The sequence below is a fragment of the Paenibacillus sp. FSL M7-0896 genome, from assembly GCF_037975415.1.
Taxonomy (GTDB): domain Bacteria; phylum Bacillota; class Bacilli; order Paenibacillales; family Paenibacillaceae; genus Paenibacillus_AQ; species Paenibacillus_AQ silagei.
Map to the genome: position 1 here is coordinate 3957406 of NZ_CP150250.1, position 17057 is coordinate 3974462.

15 protein-coding genes are annotated in these 17057 nt (G+C 52.7%); 2 read left to right on the forward strand and 13 right to left on the reverse strand.

The window, feature by feature from the left end:
- Positions 1-9: 9 nt before the first annotated feature.
- From MKY12_RS16940 to miaB, 8 genes are all read right to left on the reverse strand, one after another.
- Positions 10-1020: a 2-oxoacid:acceptor oxidoreductase family protein gene (locus MKY12_RS16940; RefSeq protein ID WP_036724606.1), complete on the reverse strand. Its 1011-nt coding sequence runs from the start codon at positions 1018-1020 to the stop codon at positions 10-12.
- A 540-nt stretch (positions 1021-1560) separates the two neighbouring features.
- Positions 1561-2067: a hypothetical protein gene (locus tag MKY12_RS16945; RefSeq protein WP_339310051.1), complete on the reverse strand. Its 507-nt coding sequence runs from the start codon at positions 2065-2067 to the stop codon at positions 1561-1563.
- Positions 2068-2412: 345 nt separating this feature from the next.
- The gene (locus MKY12_RS16950) at positions 2413-3645 is read right to left on the reverse strand and encodes a glycosyl hydrolase family 8 (protein WP_235191857.1); all 1233 of its coding nucleotides are present in this window, start codon (positions 3643-3645) and stop codon (positions 2413-2415) included.
- 381 nt (positions 3646-4026) lie between these two features.
- Positions 4027-5478: a nicotinate phosphoribosyltransferase gene (locus MKY12_RS16955; protein WP_036724857.1), complete on the reverse strand. Its 1452-nt coding sequence runs from the start codon at positions 5476-5478 to the stop codon at positions 4027-4029.
- Positions 5479-5534: 56 nt separating this feature from the next.
- Positions 5535-6086, reverse strand: coding sequence for an isochorismatase family cysteine hydrolase (locus tag MKY12_RS16960; protein ID WP_209878497.1), 552 nt, complete (start codon positions 6084-6086; stop codon positions 5535-5537).
- Between the two features lie 48 nt (positions 6087-6134).
- Positions 6135-6905 carry an NUDIX domain-containing protein gene (locus tag MKY12_RS16965; protein ID WP_036699096.1) on the reverse strand — a complete coding sequence of 257 codons (771 nt, stop codon included), beginning with the start codon at positions 6903-6905 and terminating at the stop codon, positions 6135-6137.
- A 139-nt stretch (positions 6906-7044) separates the two neighbouring features.
- Positions 7045-7497 carry a YlbF family regulator gene (locus MKY12_RS16970; RefSeq protein ID WP_076086829.1) on the reverse strand — a complete coding sequence of 151 codons (453 nt, stop codon included), beginning with the start codon at positions 7495-7497 and terminating at the stop codon, positions 7045-7047.
- 24 nt (positions 7498-7521) lie between these two features.
- A complete protein-coding gene (gene miaB, locus MKY12_RS16975) occupies positions 7522-9072 on the reverse strand; it encodes a tRNA (N6-isopentenyl adenosine(37)-C2)-methylthiotransferase MiaB (protein WP_339310055.1) in 1551 nt (516 codons plus the stop codon).
- A 169-nt stretch (positions 9073-9241) separates the two neighbouring features.
- Between miaB and MKY12_RS16980 the strand changes: the two genes are divergently transcribed.
- Together MKY12_RS16980 and MKY12_RS16985 are read left to right on the forward strand one after the other, a co-directional pair.
- Positions 9242-10027 carry a MerR family transcriptional regulator gene (locus tag MKY12_RS16980; protein WP_339314888.1) on the forward strand — a complete coding sequence of 262 codons (786 nt, stop codon included), beginning with the start codon at positions 9242-9244 and terminating at the stop codon, positions 10025-10027.
- Positions 10020-10496, forward strand: coding sequence for a hypothetical protein (locus MKY12_RS16985; RefSeq protein WP_339310057.1), 477 nt, complete (start codon positions 10020-10022; stop codon positions 10494-10496). Before MKY12_RS16980 ends, MKY12_RS16985 begins: the two co-directional genes overlap by 8 nt.
- A 402-nt stretch (positions 10497-10898) precedes the next feature.
- On the opposite strand, the gene MKY12_RS16990 is transcribed toward MKY12_RS16985, so the two are convergent.
- From MKY12_RS16990 to rhaB, 5 genes are all read right to left on the reverse strand, one after another.
- Positions 10899-11915, reverse strand: coding sequence for a hypothetical protein (locus tag MKY12_RS16990; RefSeq protein ID WP_339310059.1), 1017 nt, complete (start codon positions 11913-11915; stop codon positions 10899-10901).
- 225 nt (positions 11916-12140) lie between these two features.
- Positions 12141-13235: an NADH:flavin oxidoreductase gene (locus MKY12_RS16995; protein ID WP_339310061.1), complete on the reverse strand. Its 1095-nt coding sequence runs from the start codon at positions 13233-13235 to the stop codon at positions 12141-12143.
- A 121-nt stretch (positions 13236-13356) separates the two neighbouring features.
- On the reverse strand, positions 13357-14202 hold the full coding sequence (gene rhaD, locus MKY12_RS17000) for a rhamnulose-1-phosphate aldolase (protein ID WP_339310062.1): 846 nt from the start codon (positions 14200-14202) through the stop codon (positions 13357-13359).
- An 87-nt stretch (positions 14203-14289) separates the two neighbouring features.
- On the reverse strand, positions 14290-15546 hold the full coding sequence (rhaA, locus tag MKY12_RS17005) for an L-rhamnose isomerase (RefSeq protein ID WP_339310063.1): 1257 nt from the start codon (positions 15544-15546) through the stop codon (positions 14290-14292).
- An 11-nt stretch (positions 15547-15557) separates the two neighbouring features.
- Positions 15558-17033, reverse strand: a complete 1476-nt coding sequence (gene rhaB, locus MKY12_RS17010; protein WP_339310064.1) for a rhamnulokinase — start codon at positions 17031-17033, stop codon at positions 15558-15560.
- Between the last annotated feature and the right edge of the window lie 24 nt (positions 17034-17057).

The following is a 17057-nucleotide window of genomic DNA, read 5'->3' on the forward strand; positions in this document are numbered from 1 at the left end:
TTCCGGGTTTTAGACTGGAGTTACCAGATCGAACTGATGCTTCACGGCATGGCTGTCCGCATAGCCTTCCTTCTCCCTCATGCTGGATAATGCCGAGGTCGGGCAGGCACCGATGCATTTCAGGCAGCCTTTACAGTACTGGTAGTCAATACCGAGCAGGAACATCTGCGAACGGCCCTTGCGGTCCAGGCGCTCTTCCCACACGAAGCATTGGTCAGGACATACCGTGTCACACTGTGCGCAGTTGATACAGGACTCGATCTCAAATGCCGGAAGCATACCGGAACGGGAGATGCTGAGATTCTTCAGGAAGCTGCTGCCCGGGTTGGTGATCGTACCGCCCATCGGCTGAGTCTCGTAACCGAGAGCCGAGATATCGGAACGGACATATTCCGGCATGCTGTCGCCGGCAGCCAGCTCGAACTGCATGAATTTCACTTCATTATAGCCGCGCTCGAAGGTCGTGATGGCCGACTGGACGGCCTGCGGATATTTTTTGCCGAGCGACTTCTCAATGACGCCCTTCATGATATCCGTATCCAGGAACGGGCAGAGCCGGAACAACGCCCCCAGCATGGCCATGTTAACACGATTCTTCTCCTTGAGTGCGATGCTGGTAGCATCGATTACCGCAATCGTGCCGGCCTTCATCTTCAGCAGCTCTCTGAGTTCTTCCGGCGTCTTGGCCGAGTTCACAAGAACGGTGCTGTGTTCATGAATTCCGCTGGTTACATTAACGGTCTTGGCAAGTGCTTCGTGAAATACGCCGACAACATGCGGACGCTCGACTGGTGAAGTATCGCGGATATGGGTATCCATATCACAGAAGCGGATGTGAGCCTTAACCGCAGACCCCTTCTTCTCCGAACCGTACGATGAGAAGCTGACGCCGTTCAGCCCTGCGCCGACCACTCCTGCTTCCGCCAGCATTTTACCTGCCAGGTTCGCGCCCAGGCCTCCAATGGATTCCAGACGAATCTCAAAGAATCCCAGTTCATTTACTATTGGCAATTGTACCACCGACATAACCCCTTTCTTAGTACATCCTTTTGACTTTTTCAACGATTGTAACTTGATTTTGCAAGCCGCGAAGTGACATATCTTGCATTTTCCACGCTCAGGAAATCACAGTTCTTTATAGATTCGGGCAGGTTTCTTTATATGCGACAGTGCGGTGTTATTTCAATAGAAAGAAAGCTTCCATGAAAACGACAAAATGTGAAAATTCTGTGTAATTCCGCACTTTCCCAAGCAAACTGTGGATGAGATGTCATCCTTAATTTAGCAATAAAATTAAAAATTAAGATGTTAAAAATATCACAGAATTTCGTGTAATGCGAAGCATCGTCAATGATCTTTATCCCTTTTGGAACAACATGTACTCTTAGTACAGTATCATTGGCATGTTTAAGAAATTGATAAGACAAGTAGTATTTTTTACCTTGTGAAGGGGGAATGAACTTTATAATCTAGTGTTGTTGATACTGTAGAAGAATACGTAAGTTAGCAAATGAAAAAGAACATCCCCTTTAAAGGAGATGCCCTTTATCATTCTACATATTAAAGTGGAAGTGCAAAAAATACAAAATGGTATGCCGACATATTCGGGTTATTGGGCGAATCAACTCTTACGTATACAGTAGCTCCTGGGGCAATGACCATATTAGCAAAATTTTGTCTTTCCGCTGTATTTGCTTGATCGAGGTAAATAGGACCAGTGTCACCCCAGCCCTCCTTTTTTATGATAACTGCCGCCCTAGTGGGCCCATTGCCTGGGAACCCTCCAACTAAGGCATTAGCTCGTACATAGTTAGGCGTAGTGTTGGTCCATTTAAACCAATCTTGTTCTGTTCCATTTTGAATAAAAAGATCATAGGTAACTCCCCCTAAGACCCCACCTTCTCCATTCAATATTAAACTTATTGCAGTAGACTCAGTATCCCCAATTCCAACCGATGCTGGAGAAATTTCCATGGATTGTACATTTTCTTCGGCAAATGCGGAAGCCGATGGTATCAATACGACAGCAGAGATAAGAAGAACAGACAGAAACTTTTTAATTTTCACAATTCTTCCGCCTTTCCAACCATTGTTAATCGGCCGATTACAACTTAAATAATACATCTGTCCCTATATTTTTGATATAGTCCATAAGATGTCAAATGATATATATTTTCTGAAGATTATTTTGTTATTATTTGTTATTTTGTTGAATTAAATATCACATTATGTCATGTTCCTCTATTCTTGCATATTCAATGTAGGGACAAAGTCTGACAGATGTAGACATAATATAAACGTCTCAAAGAAACAAACCATTTATAACCAGTACTGCTAGAGTGATAATCTTCCCCATAATCCCATTAAAAAAGCAGCTTCACCAGTTTACACCGGGAAGCTGCTAGGTAACGCTTAGTACGCCCACCAGTTGCCTGACATGACAATCATGGAGAACAGCTTAATGCTGTCTTCATAGTAGTCCTCTGCCGCGCTGTTCGCCGTATGGCTCCACAGGGAGTTCAGCCAGCTCTGGTTGGCGGAGGAGGTCATTGCGCTTACGCCGAAGGGGGCATAGAATGCGCCGCTGTTATAGCTGCCGAAGGTGGTTCCGTTCAGCTTATAGCCGTCCTTGATGTTACCCGGCGTATTGCTTGCTTTGGTCTTGATCCAGCTGTTCAGCTGATTCAGCTGGGATAAGGCCCGGTTATCGCCTGTCAGCAGATAATCGGTGGTGATCCGCCACGGGGTGCGGCAGGAATTATAGTTATAGTTGCCGTCGTTGGCATCCTCCAGGAAATTAGCCGCAGCCGGCTTATAGGTATTGCTGGAGTAGACCACGAAGTCCGGCAGCAGGCCGGTGGTTGAGCTATAGCCGGTGTAGAGGCTGTTGATTAAGGTGTAGGTCTTGTTCGTTACATTCTGCCAGCGGGCATCCCCTGTAGCAGCCTGGAAGGCCTTCAGGTGATTGAGCATGAAGTCTGAAGGGCGGGTAGCCGTATTGTATGAGCCGCTGTTCGCCCAGTCCCCGAGACGGATCGTCCACTGGGTCTGATTAATCTCATTATCCATGATGGCGTTAATCATATTCGTCGCAGCCTGCAGATAGTTGACGGTTCCGCTGCTTCCCCATTGCTTGTGGGCCAGCAGCAGCGAGAAGGCAATATCCATATCTCCGTCGGTTGCGGAGTCTTCCCCTTCGATATTCTGGAAGCTGCTGTTCTGCTTCCAGGACATCAGATAGGGGTTGATGGCGCTTGGATGTGCTGTGTAATAATTGTAGAGTCCGTTGTAGTAGGTCTGTGCGTTACTGTCGTAGCCGGCCATCAGCACGGTGAACAGCATGCCATAGCCATGTGCTTCAGAGACCGTCTCCCCGGCTGAATTATATTTCACATAATATTTGCCTGTTCCGGCAGGCTTAAGATATGCGCCTTTCCAGGCATCCCATTTGGTCTTGACGGCGTTATCCATGACGGTCTGAGTGACATTGTTCGGTTTAATGGTTCCGCTTGTATAGGTGGTGTGCTGCGGGAACGGTTTGTTCACAGCGGCGAAGGCAGATCCGGCAGGCAGGATAAATATGGCCAGACATAGAAGCATCAGACTTTTCCAGTGCAGCTTGCGTTTCCCTTGCTTGTTCATCATCCATTCACTCCTTGTGGTTGGGGTGGATACTTAAGAGAACCCATTGTATTCACAAACGGACAGCTGTAGGAAAAGCTCACCTCCTTACTGGATATTGCGGATGCTGCCTGCCGGACAAAAGTTAAAGCGCTTAAACTTTTGTCCCAAAAAAATAATCTTCTTCTACCAAAATTGTAAATCGGAACATATTTAATATATTATTCCAGAGAATCTATGTCAATAAGCATATGGTCCTACGTAAGAAGTGCCCGTTATGATAGCAAATAGAAGCCTGCCCAGCGGCCTTCCTCCATTGATGCAGCAACAGCCCCTTCAGCCGAAAGACAATTCATCCGGTTGAAGGGGCTAAGTCAACATCTCTATTCCTGCACTACAGTCCGGTTACTCCACATCGGTAATCATATGCTCTGCAATCAGCTGCTGCTTGCGGTTCCATAGCTGTTCGCTGAGATTCACGCGGAACACTTCCGGGTTCAGCTTGCGCAAGTACTCCGGCCAGAAGAGGTCGAGCTGCTCCTCATGGTAACGGCGGATCTCCGCCAGCTCCGGCAGGGTATAGACCTGGAACCCGTTCACTACAATCGGCTCCAGCATCCGCACCGCGTCGTAACGCTCCACATGCTTCTTCATATAAGGATGCAGCGGGTTGAACAGCTTCAGCCGCACTCCACTGCGGGGTGCTGGCTCATCGGCGGAGCTGATATAATCTGCCAGCGCCTTGCCGTTCTGGCCGATAATGCGGTAGACTTCCTTTTTGCCGGGAGTGGATACCTTCTCGGGATTCGAAGAGATCTTGATCGTGGGGATCATCTCGCCGCTTGGCGCTTCGATCTCTACCAGCTTATAGACACCGCCCAGTGAAGGCTGATCCGAAGCGGTAATCAGTTGGGTTCCGACCCCCCAGGTGTCGATCGCCGCCCCCTGCGACTTCAGGTTCATGATGGTGTTCTCATCCAGATCATTGGAGGCCACAATCTTCACATACTGCAGCCCGGCTTCATCCAGCATCTCGCGTGCCTTGCGGGACAGATAAGCAAGGTCACCGCTGTCCAGCCGGATGCCATTCATCCGTTTGCCCTGCGCTTCCAGCTTCTTCGCCGTGTTGATCGCATTCGGCACACCGCTGCGCAGGGTATCGAATGTATCCACCAACAGCGTCACGCCGTCCGGCATTACCCGCGCGTAAGCGTCGAACGCCTCCTGCTCGCTCGGGAAGCTCTGCACCCAAGAATGGGCATGGGTGCCCTTCGTAGGGATACCGAACTTTTTGCCGGCCAGCATGTTAGAAGTCGCATGGAAGCCGCCGACATAAGCGGCGCGAGCGCCCCAGACTGCGGCATCCGCTTCCTGCGCGCGGCGCGTTCCGAACTCCAGCAGCGTATCATTCGGGGCCACCTGCTTGATCCGTGACGCCTTGGTAGCAATCAGCGTCTGATAGTTCATGAAGTTCAGGATCGCAGTCTCGACAAGCTGCGCCTCCATAATCGTGCCTTCGACCCGGATCAGCGGTTCATCCTGGAACACCAGGGCCCCTTCCTTCATGGAGTGGAGACTGCCTTGGAAATGGAACTGCAGCAGCTCCTCCAGGAAGGCCGGCGCATAGTTCTCCTCCTGCTCCGACAGGTAGCGGATATCCTCTTCCGTGAACCGCAGCTCGGCGATATACTGGGCGATCCGCTCCAGCCCGGCAAATACAGCGAAGCCGTTGCCGAACGGCAGCTTGCGGAAATAGGCTTCGAACACCGCCCGGCGCTTGTGTGTACCATTCATCCAATGGGCATACATCATATTAATCTGGTATTTGTCTGTATGTAGAGCAAGTTCTCTCCTCAAGTCCTCATCTCCTAGTCATTCCACTGTTGTAATTGGGTTCTGTCTCTGCTGATGTGCTACTTCTCTATAGCGCCCGTGACAACGTTCGCCCCAAGACTGCCGCGGAAGTGTCCAAGCGCCCATACATGACCGTCAGGATTGAAGCTGGCGACGGCATCCTCATGCACCGTAATCCCGAAGCCGTGGTTGTAGGCATCCACTGCCGTATGCAGCACACAGATATCCGTACATACCCCGATCAGATGTACCTCGGTAATGCCCCGTTCACGCAGCTTCAGCGCAAGATCCGTGCCGCAGAAGGCGCTGTAACGCGTTTTGTCCATCCAGTAGATGGCTTCGCGGTTCGCCTCGTAGACAGCCTTCAGGCTGCCGTACAGCTCACGGCCCTCGCTTCCCCGCAGATTATGCGGCGGAAACAGCTTGGTCTCCGGGTGGTACGGGTCATCTGCTTCATGCAGATCTACAGCCATCACCACATAGTCCCCGCTGCGCACGAATTGCTCGGTCAATTCACTGACTCTGGGCGCAATATCGATGCCGGGCTGGCCGACAGGCAGGTTCCCGTCAACGAAATCATTCGTGAAATCAATTACAATCAGTGCTCTCATGGTAGGATAGCCTCCTAAAAGGTTAATGGGCCTGCACTTCCCGGCAGCTTACGTATAAATGGATAATAACGGCTCATGGTCCGTGAACATATAGAGCTGTGCCGGGCGCTGGGAGTATTGATTGGAGCTGAGCGGATTCCCTGCTTCATCGCTCACTTCTTTTAATATACCCTGACGGCTGCGTGTTGACGTAATTTTGCGGATAAAATTCGGTTCTTTGAATTCCGGCACCACCGTCTGGATCACCTGGTACAGCTCGCTCAGCGTGAAATGACGCGGCAGGAACTGCCGGGCAATCGTCGTCTGCAGCATCTGCTGCTGAATCCGCAGGTAGGCATCGGTAATAATATCATGGTGGTCAAAAGCCAGCTCCAGCTCCTCCAGCGCTTCCTGCAGTGTGAACAGGCCAACCTCGCCTGCATCATCCGAGGCCTGCCGCTGCTCCAGCATCCACTCCTCCACCAGAGCAAAGAAGGCATGGCTGATAATCCAGCCGCGCGGATCACGGCCCGGCTGGCTGTAGACACCGAGATACTCCAGATGTCCGCCGTCCACGCCCGTTTCTTCCTTCAGCTCGCGCGTAGCAGCATCATAGATCGATTCATCCTCCTGGCAAAAGCCGCCCGGCAGGGCCCACATGCCCGCACACGGCCATTTTTTGCGCCGGACCAGCATCACCTTCAGCTCGCGCAGCGGCAGCGTCTTCGTGACGGTCTTCCGCTCGCGCTTGGTCAGTGTAAACATGACAATATCCGCCGGAACGCCATCCGGAGTGCGGTACTTCTTGGCGTTATAGGTTTGTTCCGCGTTCTCAGTCACTATAGATCATCCTTTGCCGCAGCTATTGTTTGTTGTTCGTATCTTTTAATGTACCAAACCTGTCCGCCCAAAATCAACCGGAGCAGGCCGCAGATATGTAAAAGGGACGGATTCACATCCGCCCCCGGGTGATTCTGCATTAATCTCCGCAAGTGGAGGGCGGCGCCTCGGTGCCTGCTTCCACATTGATTTTATCCGAGACGGTATCCCTAATCACTGAAATCACCATCTGCAGCAGATAATTGATATCGCTCTGGCTCTGCTGGAACTCGTTCACAACCGGGATGCTGTCGATTTCATCCTGCAGCTCTTCAATCTCACGTTCAATCTTCGCGACCATCGCCTGGTTCTTGAAGCTCTCGAACGCCACGATCTCCTTCTGCTTCTTCTTAATTGTAGCAATAAGTCCCTGCACACGCTCGTGATTCAGAATCTTCTGCTCGGCCTGCTGGAAATGACGGACCTCCTCACTGGTGGAGATGAGTGCAGCCAAGTCCTTCGCCTTGCCCATAATATCCTCCCGGACAATTAAATCGCGGGTATTGTGGGTCTGCATGCCATATTCATTCAGTCGTGCTTCTTCCTGGCTCATTCTTCTCGCCTCATTTCTCTATAATTAGAGGACCGCTGCGGCTTCCGCCTGATAGTCCCCCTGGATGTACCAAGTCTTCGCGCCGGTGATGCTCACCTGCACCAGCGTGCCGATCAGGGAGGACGGGCCTTCGAAATGCACCAGCTTACTGTCACGGGTACGTCCGGCCAGCATCCGGGCATTATTCTTGCTCGCACCTTCCACCAATACCTCCACCCGCCGGCCCAGCATCCGCTCATTCCCCAGACGGCTCTGCTCCTTGATCAGATCATTCAGACGCTGGAGACGCGCGCTCTTAACCTCTGGCGGAACATTATCGTCCATCCCGGCTGCCGGAGTCCCTTCGCGCGGAGAATAAATGAAGGTATACGCCATATCATACCCTACTTCGCGCACCAGGGACAGTGTCTCCTCGAACTGCTCCTCCGTCTCACCGGGGAAGCCGACGATAATATCCGTAGTCAGCACCGCATCCGGCACGCCTGCCTTAATCTTACGGACCAGCTCCAGATAGGCTTCACGGGTATATTTGCGGCTCATCCGCTTCAGCACGGCTGTACTTCCCGACTGCACCGGCAGATGGATATGCTCCACCAGATTGCCGCCTTTGCCCAGCACGTGAATCAGTTTATCGTCAAAATCACGCGGATGCGAGGTCATGAACCGGATACGCGGAATATTAATCCCCCGCATGTCGTCCATCAGGTCGCCGAAGGTATAATCAATGTCCGTAAAATCCTTGCCGTAGGCGTTCACGTTCTGCCCCAGCAGCGTTACTTCCTTGAAGCCCTGGCGGGCCAGCTCCCGCACCTCGGCAATGACATCCTCGGGACGTCTGCTCCGCTCCTTCCCCCGGGTGAACGGCACAATACAATACGTACAGAACTTGTCGCAGCCGTACATAATATTCACCCAGGCGCGCAGACCCTCCCGTTTCTTCGGCAGATTCTCTATGATATCGCCTTCCTTGGACCAGACCTCAATGACCAGCTCGCGGCTGAACACCGCTTCCTTAATCAGCTCCGGCAGGCGGTGGATATTATGTGTGCCAAAAATCAGATCCACGAAGCCGTACCGGCTCATGATCCGGTTGACCACGCCCTCCTCCTGGGACATACAGCCGCAGATCCCCAGGAGCAGGCCGGGCTTCTCCAGCTTCAGTGTTTTGAGATGGCCCAGCTCTCCGAATACCTTATCCTCCGCATTCTCGCGGATCGCACATGTATTAAGTAGTATAATATCAGCTTCGCTGCGGTCTTCAGCCGCCCGGTAGCCGAGCTGCTCCAGCATACCCTTCATCGTCTCCGTGTCATGCTCATTCATCTGGCAGCCGTAGGTGGTAATATGATAGCTCTTGCCTGCACCGAAATCCGCCATCTCCGGCGGAATGTCGAAATGATACAGCACTTCAATCTCTTCCTTGCCCCGCCGCTTGCCTTCCTTGTAATCGGGCTGGCTATTGATCTGCACGTTCCTGCCTTTGATCCGGTAAGTGGTCTTGCCTTCAGTCTCGCTGACGATCTTGGCATCCGTGAAATCGAAATACTGCCCGTAATCCTTGCTCCCCTTCGCCATGCTAAAGTCACATCCTCTGCTGATGTCCCCATATTTTCCGTGCTTTTCTAATGTAAAATTATATCATACCGCTCCCAAGATAATCCATTCTGAACATTTCAGGAGCTAGGGGCTTTACTGTAACGTATACGTTATCGTTTATAGTGATGATAAGGAGGGAGTCGTGACTATGATCCGTATTGGCGATTTAGCGAAGACAGCGAATATCAGCAAAAGAACCTTATACCACTATGAGCATATTGGACTGCTGCAGCCCACAAGGGTCTCTGAGAACGGTTACCGCTTCTACGATAACCAAGCTGTAATCCGGCTTCAAAAAATTCTGTTATTGAAATCGATCGGCTACACCTTAGAGCAAATAAAAGAGCTGTTACAGAATCAGAGCCCTGCGGATGAACATGACCATTGGATAGCATCATTGCATGAGCAGATCGAGCTGATCGAACAAAAAAAAGAAGAGTTAAGCCGCAAGCAGTATTATCTCAGGTCTACTCTTCATACCGTCCGGCTCAAAGGTACAGAGCATCTGCAAGATTTAATGCAGGTCCTTGCGGCTATGAATGACCGTCCTCTATGCGATGGAATCATTCCAGCCGAATTCAGGGAGGAGCCGTCACTAACTGTTGAGGAGGTTGAGCTGCTTAAGCGTCTCCCTATCCTGGGCGGCGGCAGCAACAAAGCGGAGGAGCTTGTACGCCTTTTAGAGCAAGCCGTATCGTTGATGGCCTCGTCCCCCTATTCTTCAGAAGCTCAAGCGCTGGCTGGCCGTTTATATAACATGGCGCTGGACCTTTTTGAAGGTAATGAGACGCTGCTGGATAGATATTGGGAAATGATCCGGCCCGCTGATGGTGCGACTCCTGTCGTGATGGGCATGGATAGCGCAATGATGTCTTTTATAGATGAGATGATCGGCTATTATCTTGGGCATAGAGAGGAGAACCGGCATGAATAGAGGGCTACAATCACTGGGCATTCTTAAGAATCCTTGGATGCTGGCTGTACTGGCAGGAGTAGTGATCCTATTGTCAGCCTGTGGAACAGCTACAGATCCAATACCTGAAAAGAAAGCTGAAGAGTCAACAGCAACGGTTGAACCGGAAGCGGACGCTATACTCGTAGAGGTGCTAATTGAAAGTGATAGTGATGCAGCACTTAATCTGGAGTTGGAAGTCAATGCCCGTGACCATCCGCAGAGTGTGTATTTCGATTCTATCCAACTCCCTTACAGAGAGGAATTTGCTGTCCCCAAAGACATGTTCATACCGTTAACCTCTACCAGGGTACAAGCAGAAAAGGATGCCGATGCCACTTGGATAAGCTGCACAATCCTGTATGACGGAGAGGTAGTAGCGACCCACAAATCCCGAGGGGATAGCGCGAAGTCTGTATGCGAGAAGAAATTCCGCCTGGGGCCGGGATAAGGAGTACGATCGGGAAATCCGGTCCTACCGCGCGGCGGCAGGAAGAGAGGGCAAGTCAGTAGTCTGACTATTGCGTCTTGTATAACATCAGATTTAAAATAACTTATTGCTTAGAGCTTAAGTATGAGGCACGCAACTCAGGAGTTATCTCCAGCGCAACAAAATCACCCTGCGGGTGAATGAGATTACCTACGCACCAGCAAATGTATGCTGTTTTCCGCATACATTCTGAGCTCCTCATATACTCATGCGGCCTCCGGATCATTCAAAGAGTACTTCTCCCCACGCTATGCCCCTTATCCACAACAGACGGATAATATAATTTCCTATACGACAAAAAAGCCCGGCCTAAAATGTAAGGTCCCGGACTTATTTATTACAACCAGCTTGCCGCCGGACGTCTTAACCCCCAAGCCTATAGATCAAAATTGATGCGTTGGAGTTGATCTGCGTTCCTCCGGCTAAGGTCTGTAAATTGATTGCAGCGGCACTGGAATGGTTCCTTAAAGTGATTACATCGCCGGGGACTACAGAGATAATCACCATCCCGGGGTTAGGCTGTGTTCCCGCTCCTGAACCATAGACGCTGCCACCTACAGGTGCACCGTTCAGATACAAAGTGAACTGATTCGGTTCCACTGCGGTGACAATGAAGATTACCGCATAATCTCCTGCATTCTCAACATTAATCTGAGCTGTATTAGGGGTATGCGAGAAGCCGACAAGACTCTCATTGCTGTCAAAAGTAACATCCGCTTCGGTAGCCACGGTCTGAGCCGCCGTATTGAAAATATAAGCATAAGATGACGCCAGTGCGCCTGTGGCTCCCGTCGCCCCCGTTACTCCCGTTACTCCCGTCACACCCGTTACACCCGTCACACCCGTGGCACCCGTTACTCCAGTTGCACCCGTTACTCCCGTCACACCCGTTACTCCCGTTGCACCCGTTACTCCCGTCACACCCGTTACTCCCGTTGCACCCGTTACACCCGTTACACCCGTTACCCCCGTCACACCCGTGGCTCCCGTTACTCCTGTGGCTCCGGTGACTCCTGTTGCCTCTTCTCCCAGCAACTCCTGGGAGACCAGCCGGTGTGCTGTCACCAGCTGCCCGTTGGCATTTTGGCCCCATAGAGATACCTGCGCTTCGGAGACTGCCGTTCCTGTCGTGTTGAACACGAATTCAAAAGCATCCAGGTCCGCATAGTAAATTTTGGTAACCACTTGGGAGGGGGCCACACTGATCTCCTCCTGCACATATAAGGTGCGTATGCCGTTCAGGGTATAACCCAAAATAAGAATATCGAAGAATCCGGTTATATTACGGCCGTCTATTTTGAGTGTTACCCTTTGAGTCGGGCGGGTCCCCGTATTGCTTGCAATATTATTCTCAATCGGTCCTGTAGATAAAATTGCCATTTTCCAGCTCCCCTCTCAACCTAAATCCAGCTATATTAATAGCAATATTCGAGAGAAAACAGAAGAGTGTTGGCATATTGGCATTATTATAAGAAACAGTAACAATCAGTACATCTTCAAAGATTCACCCGCAAAAAAACACCCCATGCAGGCAGCCATGAGCTGATAGACTTGAAGTCTAACCTAATGGCTTGGCACAGGGTGTTACAGATCAAGCTCTATTGATTAATACAATGTCTTGGTAGACTCCGAGGTGAACGGAATAATCTCGTTAATCTTGCCTGCCTGTACCTTGGCAGGCCAAGCCGGATCGCTGATCAAGGCTCTGCCTACCGCCACCAGATCGAACTCTCCCTTATCCAGCCGGAGCAGCAGCCGCTCAAGGTTGTTATCCTCATTCTTCTCCATAACCGCACTGGTGAATGCGCTGTCCAGGCCGACAGAGCCCACTGTAATCGCCGGTTTGCCCGTAATCTTCTTCGTCCAGCCCGCCAGATTCAGCTCAGAGCCTGCAAATTCAGGCTCCCAGAACCGCCGGGTGGAGCAATGGAAGATATCTACCCCGGCATTGCTGAGCGGGGTCAGGAAACGGGCCAGATCCTCCGGCGTCTCCGCCAGCTTAGCGTCATAGGCCCCGCTCTTCCACTGCGAGAAGCGGAGTACGATCGGGAAATCCGGTCCTACCGCACGGCGGCAGGCATCGATCACTTCCACCGCGAAGGTGGTGCGGGCTTCCAGATCGCCGCCGTATTCATCGGTGCGGCGGTTGGTCTTCTCCCAGAAGAACTGGTCGATCAGATAGCCGTGGGCGCCGTGCAGCTCTATGCCGTCGAAGCCGACGGCTTTGGCTGCCTTCGCTGCCTTGGCGAAGGCACTGACGATAGCCTGAATCTCGCTCTTAGTCATCGGCTCTGTGACTTGCTCTCCAGCCAGATTCAGCCCGGACGGACCGATCGGCAGCGCCGAAGCATTAGGCCCCTCACCGATCTTGCGGGCCATGCCGACATGCCAGAGCTGAGGCATAATCTTGCCTCCGGCAGCATGCACCTCACGCACGACCTGCGCCCATCCCGCAAGGGAGGCTTCGCCATGGAAGTTCGGGATATCCTGATGGCTGACTGCCGCCGGATGATCAATGGCCGTGCCTTCGGTAATGATCAGACCCACCCCGCCTTCCGCGCGGCGGCGGTAATACGCCGCCACCTCAGGGCCAGGTACGCCCTCAGGAGAATGCACCCGGGTCATCGGCGCCATCACCACACGGTTACTGAGGGACAAGCCTCCGTATTCAAAAGGTTCAAACAATGCAGCAGCATTCATAATTCACTAGCCTCCATTTCATACGATGATTACTTACTTGATGATTACTTTAAGTAAGCATAGTATGACGGTTCCCGGCGGCAAATGCAAATGACTGCCAGTTCAAGAGATTTGATAAGTCTTATAAGTCCAGCACTCCGGCTTTTGGAGTCACTCGGAAGGCTGCAGCCAGATCTGCCAGCTGCTGATCGGTGATCTTTTGCCGAATCTCTCTTCCGCCGATCAGGTTATAGACAATCGCAGCCTTTTCAATCGTTTCAACCAGTCCGAAGGTGGCATCCATCGTCGCACCAGTAACAAATATCCCATGCTGCGGCCAGATGACCACGCGGTATTCCTTCATCCGGTCAGCGGTGGCCCGGCCGATCTCGCTGCTCCCCGGCACCATCCAGGGAATGACGCTGACGCCATCCGGGAAGACCACCAGACATTCTGTGCACATCTCCCACAGCGTCTTGGTGAATTTCAGCTCATCCAGATCATGGGTGAAGGTCATGGCAATTACATTTGTTGCATGGGTATGCAGCACAATCCGGTGCGCCGGATCTACCTTCAGCCGTTCGATATGGCTCATGAAGTGGGAAGCCAGCTCACTGGTCGGAACAGCGCCATTACGCAATCCCCATAACACCTCCACACTCTCGCCGCTGCTGCTGACACGCAGCACACCCAGATTGGCCTCCGGGTCCTTGATCACATTACGGAAATACTTGCCTGATCCGGTAACGATGAAGTATTTGCCCGCCAGCTCGGCTACAGGGAAGGTAAGGCTGATCGTGCGCAGCGGCTCGCGGATATTGATATACTTGGCTACCTCTTCTTCATCCAGGAGGTAACTGACGTTGCCCCCGTTCAGCTCATCCCAGCCCAGCGACCACATGTGATGGGTAATTTCGGACATTTCCTCGATAAAAGGCGCGGTGACGCCGGATATATACCCTTGGGATTCAATTACGGAAGTACTCATATGCTCTCTCCTTCTATATGCACCCTAAGCGTGCGGGTACTTGTTATTTATTATTTCAGCAGTCATTGTGATTTCAGCAGCCTGATCTTATCTTAAAGCCAATACATCCTGTTCATAGCGCTTCACTTCAGTCAGCCACCCCTCACGGACCGGGGTCCCTTGCGAAGCGCAGTAGTAATCCCAGACAGCACCGAACGGGTAGGACTTGAATTCTTCCACCAGGGCCAGCCGTGAGGTGTAATCTCCGGCCCGTTCAACGGCCCGAAGCTCCTCTACCGGCTCCAGCATAGCGCGCAGCAGCGCCTTGATCGTATTGCGCGTGCCGATTACCCAAGCCGCCAGGTGATTGATACTGCCGTCGAAGAAGTCGAGGCCGATATGCGTGCGCGGCAGCAGATCCCCGCGAACCAGCTCGCGGGCAATCTCCAGCAGCTCATCGTCCATCGTGACCACATGATCGCTATCCCAGCGGACCGGTCTGCTGACATGCAGCAGCAGCTGCTCGCTGAACATCAGGATAGAGCTGAGCTTGTTCGAGATCACTTCCGTCGGATGGAAATGCCCGGCATCCAGGCAGATGGCCTTACCGCGTGTCAGGCCGTAGCCCATGTAGAACTCATGCGAACCGACAACGTAGCTCTCCGAGCCGATACCGAACAGCTTGCTCTCCACGGCATCGATAGTGTACTGCGGATCCAGCTCCTCGCTGAAGATTTCGTCCAGCGATTCCTTCAGGCGCATGCGCGGCGCCAGCCGGTCTACCGGAGTATCCTTGTAGCCGTCAGGCACCCAGAAATTCGTTACACACGGCTGGCCCAGCTCGCGGCCGAAGTGCTCAGCAATGCTGCGGGAAGCCTTGCAATGCTTAATCCAGAAGCTGCGGATCTCTTCGTCCGCATGGCTCAGGGTGAACCCGTCTGCCGCCTTGGGATGCGAGAAGCAGGTCGGATTGAAATCAAGGCCTAAGCCCTGCTCCTTGGCCCATTCCACCCAATTTGTGAAATGGCGCGGCGCCAGCTCATCCAGATCCACCTGCTCCTTCGTATCAGCATAGATCGCATGCAGATTGACCTTATGCTTGCCGGGAATCAGTGAGAGGGCCTTCTCCAGATCCTGACGCAGCTCATCCGGTGTACCGGCCCGGCCGGGGTAGCTGCCGGTCACGGCAATGCCGCCGCTCAGCTCTTTATCCTTGAACAGAAAGCCCCGTACATCATCGCCCTGCCAGCAGTGCAGCGATACTTTGATCTGCGCCAGCTTTTCCAGTACCTCATCCGTTTGAATTCCATGGGCTGCATATAATTTCTTGGCTTCGTTGTAGCTGTTAATGATGCTCTGATCCATGCTGTTGCCTCCTAATACGTATTGTGAACATCCGCTCCCGGATGAAGCTGCTCCCAGCGGACCAGCAGCTCCGCCAGCTGAGGAACCGGCTGTGGAAGATAAGACTGAATCGCGAAGGACTGTGAGATGATCTGCCGGGCTTCATGGATATCTGCCATGCGCCCCGCCTCAATCATCTGCACAGCCAGATTACCCAGGGCTGTGGATTCGGTCGGTCCGGCCAGCACCTCCCTGCCGGTAACATCTGCCGTCAGCTGGCACAGCAGCCCATTGTAAGCGCCGCCGCCGACAATCTGCAGCACTTGGGTTAGCTCCCCGGTGAGTTCTTCCAGCTCAGCCAGATGACTGCGGTAGGATAACGCCAGACTGTCAAAGATACAGCGGGCCAGCTCGCCCGTAGTCTGCGGCACAGGCTGGCCGCTCTCCAGGCAGGCCTGGCGGATCTCCTGAATCATATCGTCTGGGTTCAAAAACCGCGGATGATTGCAGGGAATCAGGCTGCGGAAGCCTGGGCATTCACCGGCCTGCTCTGCGAGTTCCGCGAAGCTAAATCTTCCGCCGTCCAGTCTGCGCACTTCCTGAATCAGCCAGAGGCCCATAATATTCTTCAGGAACCGGTAAGTCCCGTAAGCGCCCCACTCGTTGGTATAATTAGCGGCCATCGCTCTGCTGTTATTGATCGGGTGATCCAGCTCTACTCCCAGCAGAGACCAGGTTCCGCTGCTAAGATAGGCTGACGCACGGTCCTTCTGAGCAGGCACACCGAGTACCGCAGATGCTGTGTCATGCGTAGCCACGCAGATCAGGCGGCATTCCGGCAGATCATACTCCGCGCGCAGCTCCTGCGTAATGAAGCCGAGATCCTCCCCAGGCTCGGTCAACGGAGCGAACTGTTCACGCCGCAGACCCAGGAATTCCAGCAGCTCGGCATCGAAATCACGGGCCGCAAGATCCAATAGCTGCGTCGTGGATGCATTGGTAACCTCGTTCATCTTACGTCCGCCGAGCCGGTAGTAGAGATAATCCGGCACCAGCAGAATCTGATCGGCCACCTTCAGCTCTTCCCGGTCATGCGCATATAGCTGATACAGCGTATTGAAGGGAAGCTGCTGAATGCCCGTTTTGGCGTAGACCTTCTCGGGCGGAAGGAGCCGCCCGACTTCTTCCATCACCCCGTCGGTCCGGTGGTCACGGTAGGCATAGACCCCGCTTATCCGCTTGCCTTCGGCATCCAGCAGCACATAATCTACCGCCCAGGTATCAATGCCGAGGGTGCATTCGTGAATGCCTCTTAGCTTCGCCTGCTGCAGACCGTTAATAATTTCATTCAATAAATAATCCATATCCCAGAAGCAGGAGCCTTCCTGCTCCGTGAAGCCATTGCTGAAACGGTGAATCTCCTCCAGTTGGAGGCTCCCGTCCACGAGCTGTCCGAGCACCAGCCGTCCGCTGGAGGCGCCGATATCGACGGCGATATGATAGGTCATAGGGAATCTCCTATTCTATGGGAG

Bases quoted from the DNA above. Each gene is read 5' to 3' on its own strand.
- MKY12_RS16950 (WP_235191857.1), bottom strand. From the start codon at position 3,645: ATGATGAACAAGCAAGGGAAACGCAAGCTGCACTGGAAAAGTCTGATG.
- MKY12_RS16960 (WP_209878497.1), bottom strand. From the start codon at position 6,086: ATGAGAGCACTGATTGTAATTGATTTCACGAATGATTTCGTTGACGGG.
- MKY12_RS16970 (WP_076086829.1), bottom strand. From the start codon at position 7,497: ATGAGCCAGGAAGAAGCACGACTGAATGAATATGGCATGCAGACCCAC.
- miaB (WP_339310055.1), bottom strand. From the start codon at position 9,072: ATGGCGAAGGGGAGCAAGGATTACGGGCAGTATTTCGATTTCACGGAT.
- MKY12_RS16980 (WP_339314888.1), top strand. From the start codon at position 9,242: ATGATCCGTATTGGCGATTTAGCGAAGACAGCGAATATCAGCAAAAGA.
- MKY12_RS16985 (WP_339310057.1), top strand. From the start codon at position 10,020: ATGAATAGAGGGCTACAATCACTGGGCATTCTTAAGAATCCTTGGATG.
- MKY12_RS16990 (WP_339310059.1), bottom strand. From the start codon at position 11,915: ATGGCAATTTTATCTACAGGACCGATTGAGAATAATATTGCAAGCAAT.
- MKY12_RS16995 (WP_339310061.1), bottom strand. From the start codon at position 13,235: ATGAATGCTGCTGCATTGTTTGAACCTTTTGAATACGGAGGCTTGTCC.
- rhaD (WP_339310062.1), bottom strand. From the start codon at position 14,202: ATGAGTACTTCCGTAATTGAATCCCAAGGGTATATATCCGGCGTCACC.
- rhaA (WP_339310063.1), bottom strand. From the start codon at position 15,546: ATGGATCAGAGCATCATTAACAGCTACAACGAAGCCAAGAAATTATAT.
- rhaB (WP_339310064.1), bottom strand. From the start codon at position 17,033: ATGACCTATCATATCGCCGTCGATATCGGCGCCTCCAGCGGACGGCTG.